Source organism: Paenibacillus sp. MY03 (assembly GCF_002165585.1).
GTDB classification, from domain to species: domain Bacteria; phylum Bacillota; class Bacilli; order Paenibacillales; family Paenibacillaceae; genus Pristimantibacillus; species Pristimantibacillus agaridevorans.
Map to the genome: position 1 here is coordinate 1 of NZ_MXQD01000099.1, position 9,361 is coordinate 9,361.

The window sequence follows — 9,361 nt, forward strand, 5'->3', positions numbered from 1 at the left end:
ACTCGAATTTTGTTTTTGTCGTACCAAGGCCTGCAACCGTCGGTTGCGATCCCCTGTATGCTCGTCGAAGACAAATGAGTAAGAACGATCAGACGATTGCTGTGATTGCGCACGGTTGTCGATTGTCGGATGACAGCTGCATCCGGTATAAAATGCATTTCCACTTCGACGGATAGCTGCAGTTTGTCATGAAAATAAGTAAATAACATGCGTTGAGCATCTACTTGCTTCATCGATTCCAATTTCATTTCCGCCGGTAAATTCGTCAATCCCGAAACCATGGATGACAACGCACCATGCGGGATGCCGGCGATCGCCAGCTGAAAGCTGGGGAAAGCCATCGGAGCTGCCGTCTCTCCGTCATCCGTATTCAGGAGCGATTGCCAGTATCCTTTATCCGTATGTTCGAACCGCATGACCATGTTCTCGTGTAGATATTGAATTAAGCTTCCGTCCGGGTGTTTCCTGACTTCCATTTACTTGCTCTCTCCCTTCTTTATTCGAATGCGGATACACCGTCAAGGAAGCAAAAACAGAACGGCTGATAAAGGCTCCAGTCTGCAATTAAGCAGCCCCTTTTCATCTACAGCGACAGGATTTTGTGTGTTACCGCTAGGATCTTCTACACGCAAGATCGTTTGTCCGGCGAATTCATGGAATACAATGTCGCAACTCACCGGGTCAGGCGAATAGTTTATTACCATTTGCCCCAAGCGGCCGTCCGCTGATTGCCAACGGCTTGTAAGAACATACGGAACAACTAACTCGCGCCCGTCAAGCATACGAAGCTGCTGCTCAGGAGCAAACATGACAGGGAACGGCTTCAGCATTTTACCGCAATACAGAAACGACTTGGCTGCTCCCGTTCTCCAGGCATTGGATTCCCTGATAAACGCCGTAATGTGGTCTTGATTCGGCAACGGGATCGACCAGTCAGCACCCCAGCTCCAGGTGATCTGCCCGTCGTCCCTAATCACAACCGTAGTCATATCGCCCGCATTAAAAGCGTAGGCCAGCCGATAGAGCAAGTTGTCCGGCGACCGTTCGAAGTCGAACACCATTTGCGTCGGGTTTTGATTACCCATGAAGTTATTGATATATTCATGATACAAGTACGCATACAACGGCACCGGCGTACCGATAAAGTAGTTCAAATTGAATCTTGCATCATTAAATAGAAGGTCGGAAATATAAGGCTCTGCCGATACCGATTCGCATCCGAACAACACTTTTTTCCCCGCACGATCCGCAACTTGCTGCATTTCTCCGAACAGCCGTTTCATCGCATCAATCTGCCATTTGCCAGGCGCCGGAGGATGGCCGTGCGTGTGACTGTAGCAAAAATAGGACGTGCCACCGTGGTTCTGATCGAAATATTGGATATAATCGCATCCACCTTCGATCATTCGTTCCACTTCGTCGATTACGACGCGGTTCGTAAACTCGTGAGCAGGGCACAAATCGTAGCCTCTCCGCTGACCCGTACAAATATTGGAATAGGGAAGTTCGCCTGTCGGGGAAACGCACATGGCCTCTTCCAGGCCCTCTCGGTCGAACTGCTCCTTGCGGATATATTCAGGTATGAGATGGCTTTGCTCCGTCCATCCGATGCCGCTGCAATAGACGCCGAGCAAGTGACCCGATTGATGCAGCAGATCCGCAAACGATCGGAAGTCCTCCTCCCCTCCAAATGGCGGCCAAACGTAAGGCGGAGCCCACGGCGCCGTACCTTCCCAATGCATAAGCAGCACCAAGATCCGGCTTTGGAACTCATCCGCCAATTTCTCCAGATGCGGAATCGCCTGTGCATAAGGGAATAATCGATTCGCTTCCATATTGCCTGTATCCTTCGTTCCCCTTACCGGATAAGTAATGACGACAGGGGAATCCGCGTACCAGTCCGGCAGCTTCTCGTTATCGAGGATGCGCACCGATTTGTGTCTACTTGCGGACTGATACCAATTCCGATATAGATCGGCGGCGTCATGCCAATCTCCCTCGAAGACGCCCAATGCCATCTCATAATCCATCCCAAAGCTTCCCCTGGCAACTCCGCCTGGATACAACCGGAATTGCAGACGGATACCTTCTTCAACCGGGAAATATTCGATACATTTGACGTGGGAATGTTCGTCATGCGCTCCCATATAGAAACCGCCGAGTTCCTCATAATAAGCCATGAATTGCGTCGGAACGGCCGCCGGATAAATTCCCGCAGTTCCCCGGCTTGGATATTCCGGCTCGATATATTTAAAGCCGTTGGAATCCCGAATCTTTGTATCTTCTACAATGACGCCTTCATTACCGGGCCACAGCAATTTTCCTGTTCCCCCGTTGGACGTAAGATCGTTCGGCACGACGATGGCAGGAAAATCAATCCACTCCACGAGCCAGTCGGTATCATGCTCGACCGTCAAACTCCAGTAGGTTAACGATTCGTCATGCGGACAACGAACGGTCACCTGAACCTGTATCTCGTATCCGCCGACACCTTCGTACATAATCGTTATCCGTTCCTCGGCCTCAGTCCGTATTCGCTTCAGGTCGATATGCCGGGCTTCCTTCGCGCCGATTTCGATGCATTCTCCGGCGGCATCCCGGAAACGGATCAAAAATAACGGCAAGTTTGACGGTCGCACGAACGATTTCTTTCCGTTAGACCAAGATTGAATCGCCCCAGACTGCTTATCGATCTCCATAACATATTTTTTTTGTTCGATCCTCATTTTTGTTCGTTTCCCTTCTGGCATCATTATTATTGATCGCTTCATACATCTGATAATGAACGCGATTGCATTACGCATGCCCGAGGATCACCCCTTCAAGGATCCGATTAAAGCGCCTTTGACAAAATGCTTTTGAACGAACGGATAGGCGGCAAGCACCGGAAAGCTGGCAATAAACACGAGGGCGTACTTCATCGATTCCGCCATGTTGGCTTGTCTGACGAGAACGTTTATTTCGTCCGTCGACCTTACACTCGAGAAATCCATGTTCAACTGCTGATTCAAGATTAAAATATTGCGCAAAACAAGCTGAAGCGGGTATAACTTCTGGTCATAAATAAACAACAGCGCCGAAAAATATTGATTCCAGTGCCCTACTCCGTAAAATAAAGCCATGACAGCAATGATCGGCGCGGACAATGGCAAGCCGATTCGAACAAACGTATGCCACTCCGAACTGCCGTCCATCTTGGCCGCTTCATGAATTTCATCAGGTATTGCGGACTGAAAAAACGTACGGGTAATGATCATATTAAACACGCTCATAGCCGCCGGGATGATAAGAACAGCACGGGTATCGATTAGTCCCAAACTTTTTATCAAAATATAAGTCGGAACCAACCCTCCGCCAAAAAACATCGTCAACACAAAAACACCCATCAATATTCCTTTTCCCGGTAAATTTTTGCGAGACAACGCGTAGGCGCACATGATGGTAACGACCAAGTTAACGGCCGTACCCAATATCGTATAAAAAATCGTGTTCGCATAACCCGTCCATATAACATCGTTCTTAAATACGTTTTGATAACCTTCCACAGTTAGACCTTTCGGTACGAACCATACATGACCAGTCGACACAAGCTGCGGATCGCTTATCGAGGCAATGACGATAAAATATAAAGGATATAAGACCGCCAACATGATGATCGTCAGCACCAAATAATTTGCAATATAAAAAATGCGATCCGATCGCGTCTCTCTCATCCCCTGCCCCTCCGTTCTACCATAGACTGGTTTCCGTGCGTCTCTTGGCGTATGCATTGACGAGAATTAACAACAGGAAATTCAAGACAGCGTTAAACAAACCTATTGCGGTCGTATAACTGAATTGGCCGTCAAGAACGCCCAGTCGGTAAACATACGTCGAAATCACATCGGAAGCTCTAATATTCAGCTGATTTTGCAGCAGCAAAATTTTCTCGAAACCACTCGAAAACATATTCCCCATGACAAGAATAAGCAAAATCAAAATGGTAGGCGCTATGCCAGGCAAATCGATATGCCATATTTTTTGCAACCGGTTCGCACCGTCGATTTTACTGGCTTCGATTAGCTGTGGATCGATTCCCGCCAATGCGGCCAAATAAATGATGGTTCCCCACCCCGCATTTTGCCAGACTCCCGAAAAAACATAAACCGTTTTGAACCAGCCGGGGTCAGACATGAAGTTAATTTTTAAGCCGCCGACTATGTCGATGAGATGATTGACCATCCCCCTCTCCTCGTTCAGAAACAGTATAATCATACCGCTCATCACGACAACGGATATAAAATGCGGAGCATAAGTGATCATTTGTACCGACTTTCGAAACATCTTGTTTTTGGCTTCGTTGATGAGCAGCGCCAATATGATCGGAATCGGAAACCCGACCGCCAGCTCATACAGATTAAGAAGAACTGTATTAGAGATAAGATTCCAGAAGGTTGGAAGATCAAAAAACCGTTCAAAATGTTTAAGTCCAACCCATGGGCTACCCATAAATCCCAATGTATTTCGGAAGTCCTTAAATGCAATTTGCAACCCGTACATCGGAACGTAATGAAATATTATAATGTAAGCTAACGCGGGAAAAATCATCAAATAAAGTTGATAAAACTCCGACACTCTTCGCATCTTCTTGTCGAGACTATTTTCTCTGTTCATTTCACTTTCCTCTCCGCTTGGTGATTATCCAACCCGACCGCTCGCCATCGGTCGGGTTGGATGTGCAGTTACTTCATATTTGCAACATAGGCATCATATGCGGATTGATAGATCTGCAAATATTCTTCAAGACCTAGAGATTTAAGCTTGTTTAAGTAATCATCAAATTTATCCAAACTTTCGTGTCCGTATATAAATCTGGCTTCCATTTCTTTTACATAGTCCAGGATCGGGGTTGCCAGTTCGTTGCGCCGTGCCAGCGCCTCTGGGGTCAAATAAACTTCCGGGAACGGCGCCACAAGATAAGGCCCGACCTTGTCCAGTATCGGATTTCTCCAAGACAACTCCGATTCCGGCAATTCCGGGGCTTTGAGCCCGTAGAGACTGTTAATCGAATCATAAACAGGAGACGGTCCCAGCGGAGCGCCGCTAATCGGATTCAACGCATTTACGTAATCCCAAATGTTCGTAATTCCGTTCGGAAAGTTGTATGTTACCTCTCCTTTATCATCCAGATACCAGCCTTCGTAACCCAGTGCTTCTTCGCTATCCTTCATCGGACCGTTCCAAAAAATAAAATTATAAAGTTCGGTAAAGAAAAGATCAGCGAAGCGAATGGCGGCTTCAGGATTTTTAGCCTTGCTCGTAATTACGATTCGTCCAGGAGTCACATGATTTCCGTCCGTCCATAGCTTATCACTGTTCCATTTACTCGTTAATGGAGTTAACGGCACCCAGTCGGCAGCATAATCGGGAGCAAATACAAACGGCGCTGCACCGCTCAACGCACCGACTTGATTGTTGGCCGATTTGGCAAATTTGGCGGTTTCGTTTTGCGTAAAAGCTTCGTTGTCCAGCAATCCTTCACTGTTTAATTTGTGCATATAGCTCAAATACTCTTTAAACAGCGGGTCGGCGCCGGCCACAGTGACTTTGCCGTCCTTGACCGAAAGATCAGTAGCGTTGCGCGCATTGATCCCGAGGGCGCTTAAGATGACGTAGGCGTCCCCAATCCCTTGCGTCCAAGTTCCGGTGAATGGAATCGAATCCGGCTTTCCATTGCCATCTGGATCCTGATCCTTGAACGCCTTCAACATTGCATAGAAGTCATCCAACGTTTGCGGTTCCTGCAACCCTACTTGCTTCAGCCATTTCTGATTAATGAAAAACCGGTTCATCGCAAATGAATTCCAAACTGTCAAATCGGAAACGCCGATCGATGGCAGGCTGTAAATATTACCGTCCGGGGCAGTAATCGCCGCACGCACTTCAGGCTTTTCATCCAACAATTTCTTGATATTTGGCGCATACTTATCGATCAAATCATTTAACGGCAACAGTTGGCCCTCGATTTGTCCGTACCGCATAATTTCGTCGATTGAAAACGATGCGGTAAATATATCGGGCAGTTGATTCGATGCAAACATAATATTTTTTTGTTCGTTCCAGGCCGAATGATCGATCTGCTTAACGTCGAAATTCAAGTTCGCTTTTTCCTTCATGAACTGAAAAAACCACATTCCTTCGACTGGGCCGCTGTTGCCGGCTTTCAAAGTGACCAGCGACAGCTCGATCGGCGATTTGACTACCGGAAGCGGACCGTCCAGGTTTACATTCGCGGCGCCTTCTGAAACAGAAGCTTCCTGCTTTCCTCCGGATTCGTTTTTACCCGCCCCCGTATCCGTCTTGTTGCCGCCATTGCCTTGGCTGGTACAACCTGCCGCTAATGCAATGACCAATAAGATTGCCGTACATAACCCCAACACTTTACCGCTTTTCCCCAATATAACCCCTCCTAGATTGATCTTGTGACGCTCGGTGCTTTAGGCTGCCACGACCAAATTGTAATCGCTTACGTTTTTGAACGTCTATGACTGATATTTGCCCATGTGCCCGATACGGCAAAGGAACGTTAAGTATCGCGTTTTTGCGATAGCCTGTTGCCAGCAAAATAACAACATGCGTCGCATCATTGCTGTTTTGTCAGCTTTTCCCTGTACTGGCTAGGCGTGACCCCTACAATTTTTTTGAATGTCTTGATGAAATGGGAATCGTTTGCGTAACCGACATGCCTCGTGATCGTCCCGATGCTCTCATCGCTTTTCTGCAGTATCGCCTTCGCTTTTTCCATCCGGAGATCGATGACATAATCCTTGAATCCAATCCCGATTTCCTCTTTAAACAACTTGCTTAAAGCATAGATCGAAATCCCGAATGTGCCCGACATTTTCTCCAGACTCAGCTCGTAATCGGTAAAATTGTCGTGTACATATTGAAGCAAGTCCCGGACGAATTGTTCGCTTTTCAATTGGCGTTGTTCCGCTATCCATTCGCACACCGTTCCTATAAAGCGCTCCACCTTGGCAAACAACTCAACTCGATTTTCCATCGCCCCAAACGCACCAAAATCCTTTATATTGATTTTCAGCTTTAAATCGTTGACCGTTTTCAGGAGTGCGTTGATGATGTCGAAGCTGATGAGCTTCTCATTCATACCGGTCAGCTTTTTCTCTTCCATCTCCGCGTTCAAACACTGGAGCAGCTCGAGGGCAAGTCCCCGATCGCCTTGCTTAACGGCTTGAGTCAGACGAAGCAGCGTTTCCGAAGGATACCAAACGTAATTCGAAAATTTTGAGGAAATTTGATGAAAGAAGCAAATGGAGCTGCCAACCGCTTGATGATTAAAATCCAGGGCGGCCATCGACTCAATATAGGAATAGTTAATCTCGGTCACATGCCGGTACATATTTCCGATTCCGATCATCACTTGATTTTTACCGTCGCCCAATTCTTCAAGCAGCCTCTCAGCCGCCTTACGCGCCTCATCATCCATGGAAGTTTTCGTATTCAAGACGAAGACCATATATCCTTCACGGGTTAAATCAAGCAGCTGCAACGACTCGGATGAGGTCAAATGTTTAACGGTCGATGGGAAAACCCCCTTCGTTCTCGACATCATTGTGATCACGCAATAAAATTTGTCACGAAAATGCAGGCCCAAAGAACTGAGCTGCTCTTCCGTTACTTCGTTCATATTCCCCCGAATGAGCAACAGCAAAAAATTTTGTATGATATGGAAATTCAACTCGCTCACTTTCGCCTTCAATTGATCGTTGTTGTTCGTAGTGACCATTAACGCCCGATCGATCCGATCCCATTCGTTGCTTGTTTCCATCGGGTGATCCATTTCCAGCAATAGTTCGCCGGCTGAATGATGCAGCTTTTTGATTGGTTTGTAATGTCTTCTTGCGAAATAAGCCGCAGCAAACATGCCAAGGACAAACAGGGAAAACAGTATTCCATAAAATAGGAATTGCAAATTCTCGGCATTGATCAGCAAATCCGAGGCTGAAAACAAAGTAAGAAAATGCGAGTCGCTGCCTTCCGATTGAACCATTAGAGCGTTATACTTACTGCCGCCAAGCTCCGTCCTCCCTTTGGATGGCAGCCGAGACAAGTCAAGCTTGGACAAGATCCCGTCCAAGGCGGTACTTGTATCCTTGTATGCCGACAGTATTGCCTTGTTGTCTTGATCGAGTATATAAAAATTGCCGTCAAGCTTTCCGGACACATTGCGGATCCGCTGTTCCAGCATGTCAGATGATAGCCAGAAGACGATCGCGGCCGCCTGGCGTTTAACTCCGCCCATTGCAACCGGATATACGTATACGGCTTGATCCGCTATGTGGCCAACAGTAGGTTTGATCCGAAACAAAAACGGCTCTTCTGCTTTATTGATCCGTTCGAGCAGCTGATCGCCGTTTGCAATTTTTTGTTCATATACGAAATAGTGTTCATTGGAAAATTTGCCTTTTGATGAATATAAGGCGCTTTCATTTTTGTAGTACAACAAGATGTCGCTACTAATAAACGTGTAATTTAAATGTTTTTGCAACTGACGAATGGCGTTCTGTTCATTAAGCACATCCTTCAGTTGGTAGGGGTAAAATTGTGTATCGTACGCAATGTTAATGGCAAGTTGACGCATGTCCATAATATTTTTGTCGATATCCCCTGAGATGAGAGTGAAGCGGCTTTCGAAATTTTGTTCAAGCTCCTTTTTCAACTGCTTGACGGCCATGGTAAACGTGAGCAACCCCAAAATGACAAAGGGAATTAAAAAGATCGTCAAATTGGTTAAAAAATATTTATAAAATACGCTTGTGTTCCTTTTGCCAGTACGTGTCATGGCTCGCCCCCCAATTATGAATATTTTTTGAAATCACTATACCGCAAAATGAGATATTGTGCCTATGTCGTTTTTTTACCCCGACGCGATTGGGCAAAAAAACAGTATGATGCCCGGAACGGCTATAACCCCTTAGCGGAATGCGAACACCAGTATTGATCCCTCATCGCCCAACATTCCGCCGTCTATTACGATTGCGCTGCCAAGTAAGCATCAAATAGCCCCCACCTTGTTTCCAAGTTGAGGGCTGCACCCATGAACTCTGATGTCAATCGGCAATAAATGTAGCACGAACGCCGCGATCCCGATGCTGTTGAGCCATTCCGCAATCGGGCCGCCCTCGTTTCGTAGCCGCCGCCCGGACAAATGATAAGAGCTCCAACAGGCTCCTTCCCTTTTAATAGATATGGAATCAGCCGTGGGCAATCTTCTGTTTGATCTCCCTGTGCGTAAGGAGCGCCTCCCTGCCAAAGTTCTACGGCCAATTGCTTCACCTCTTCACAAATTGCCTTCTATCTG

General features: G+C 46.8%; 6 protein-coding genes. All 6 read right to left on the bottom strand.

Annotated features, from left to right (window positions below):
- A partial coding sequence (locus tag B1748_RS35930) for a hypothetical protein (protein ID WP_143810474.1) occupies nucleotides 1-476 on the bottom strand: 476 nt, incomplete at its 3' end.
- Nucleotides 477-518: 42 nt separating this feature from the next.
- A complete protein-coding gene (locus B1748_RS35935; protein ID WP_087572775.1) occupies nucleotides 519-2,726 on the bottom strand; it encodes a DUF6259 domain-containing protein in 2,208 nt (735 codons plus the stop codon).
- Nucleotides 2,727-2,813: 87 nt separating this feature from the next.
- Nucleotides 2,814-3,713 carry a carbohydrate ABC transporter permease gene (locus tag B1748_RS35940; RefSeq protein WP_087572776.1) on the bottom strand — a complete coding sequence of 300 codons (900 nt, stop codon included), beginning with the start codon at nucleotides 3,711-3,713 and terminating at the stop codon, nucleotides 2,814-2,816.
- Between the two features lie 16 nt (nucleotides 3,714-3,729).
- On the bottom strand, nucleotides 3,730-4,653 hold the full coding sequence (locus B1748_RS35945; protein WP_256976158.1) for an ABC transporter permease: 924 nt from the start codon (nucleotides 4,651-4,653) through the stop codon (nucleotides 3,730-3,732).
- Nucleotides 4,654-4,721: 68 nt separating this feature from the next.
- The gene (locus B1748_RS35950) at nucleotides 4,722-6,437 is read right to left on the bottom strand and encodes a type 2 periplasmic-binding domain-containing protein (protein WP_087572777.1); all 1,716 of its coding nucleotides are present in this window, start codon (nucleotides 6,435-6,437) and stop codon (nucleotides 4,722-4,724) included.
- A 185-nt stretch (nucleotides 6,438-6,622) separates the two neighbouring features.
- Nucleotides 6,623-8,842: a helix-turn-helix domain-containing protein gene (locus B1748_RS35955; protein WP_087572778.1), complete on the bottom strand. Its 2,220-nt coding sequence runs from the start codon at nucleotides 8,840-8,842 to the stop codon at nucleotides 6,623-6,625.
- Nucleotides 8,843-9,361: the final 519 nt, after the last annotated feature.

Bases quoted from the DNA above. Each gene is read 5' to 3' on its own strand.
- B1748_RS35940 (WP_087572776.1), bottom strand. From the start codon at position 3,713: ATGAGAGAGACGCGATCGGATCGCATTTTTTATATTGCAAATTATTTG.
- B1748_RS35935 (WP_087572775.1), bottom strand. From the start codon at position 2,726: ATGAGGATCGAACAAAAAAAATATGTTATGGAGATCGATAAGCAGTCT.
- B1748_RS35945 (WP_256976158.1), bottom strand. From the start codon at position 4,653: ATGAACAGAGAAAATAGTCTCGACAAGAAGATGCGAAGAGTGTCGGAG.
- B1748_RS35955 (WP_087572778.1), bottom strand. From the start codon at position 8,842: ATGACACGTACTGGCAAAAGGAACACAAGCGTATTTTATAAATATTTT.